The organism is Chlorogloeopsis sp. ULAP02, from assembly GCF_038404745.2.
Lineage (GTDB): Bacteria > Cyanobacteriota > Cyanobacteriia > Cyanobacteriales > Nostocaceae > Chlorogloeopsis.
The window spans coordinates 1-1092 of the sequence record NZ_JAYKTT020000042.1 but is presented as its reverse complement, the minus strand read 5'-3'; the positions used below and the strand labels follow the sequence as shown (position 1 = coordinate 1092).

The following is a 1092-nucleotide window of genomic DNA, read 5'->3' as shown; positions in this document are numbered from 1 at the left end:
AGTAATTGATGCAATAATTTGTTTGGTTAATTTCCCAATTTCAAGATAGAGACAAGAACGTAAATCATCGAGATTTTTGGGTAATAACCAACGAAGTCGGCGCTTTAAGTATTGCCAGACCTGTTCAATCGGATTTAATTCTGGAGAATGTGAAGGCTGGAAAAGCAAAATAATATGATCTGGAACACAAAGACGTTTGGCTTTATGAAACGCGCCATTGTCAAGTTGGATAATCAGCAGGCTATCGGCGAAATGTTGAGCTATCAAATTAAGAAATATTTGAAAACAATCAGTATTGAGGTGCGAAAACTCCCAGAAGAAATGTTCCCCAGTAGTTGGTTCGACAATTCCATATAAAAATGTTGCCTGAAATTTCCATTGGTGTAATCCAACTGGTTTGACACCCTTAGCCGTAATTTTACGTCCTGTAATTGTCTTTAAACCAATTCGAGTTTCATCACCACAAAAAAACCGCACTGTTGCTGTTGTGCATAGCACTGTCAAACAAAACTGTCGTAGGAGCGCTAAGTTGTCTGCGAGTTTTTTTTAAAGCCCTCAACTCGTTGTTGGGATTGCTCTATACTTTGAGGACGAGGCACTTTCGGCGATGATTCTAATCGATAATGTACTAGTTTATAGACTGTTTTATATGTCGTATTAATTCCTAAATTTTCTTGGAGCCAATCTACAATTTCTTGGTAATCATTAAATCCTTCTTGTTTTTGCAATTGCTGATGGAGAGCGTTTTCTGCCCATTTTGGAATTGCTCTAGGTCTACCTGATGAATGCTTTTGTTCTAGTAATCCTTCCATTCCCTGATTTCGATACACTTGAAGCCACTGTTGTACTGTCGAGCGATTTCGACTCAGAATCTGCGCTGCCCTTGTCACTGTAGGAGCATATCCAGTTTTTAGCAAGTATAGTAGCTGCACTTTTTCTTTAATACTTGCTACTTTTTGAACTCAGAGCATCTGCTTTAGTTCTTCTACACTTTCTTTTATCTTTAGACGGTACACCCCTGACATTTGCTATTCCTTTAGGTGCATTTATACTTATTTTCTCATCTGTTGCCTTATTTTGGCGAATTGGTAT

Annotated in this window: 2 protein-coding genes; both read right to left on the bottom strand. The window is 38.1% G+C overall.

The window, feature by feature from the left end:
- The coding region (locus U2718_RS14710; RefSeq protein WP_411813296.1) for an IS630 family transposase at positions 1-498 on the bottom strand (498 nt) is incomplete at its 3' end.
- A 26-nt stretch (positions 499-524) separates the two neighbouring features.
- Positions 525-932: a helix-turn-helix domain-containing protein gene (locus tag U2718_RS14705; protein ID WP_411813295.1), complete on the bottom strand. Its 408-nt coding sequence runs from the start codon at positions 930-932 to the stop codon at positions 525-527.
- Between the last annotated feature and the right edge of the window lie 160 nt (positions 933-1092).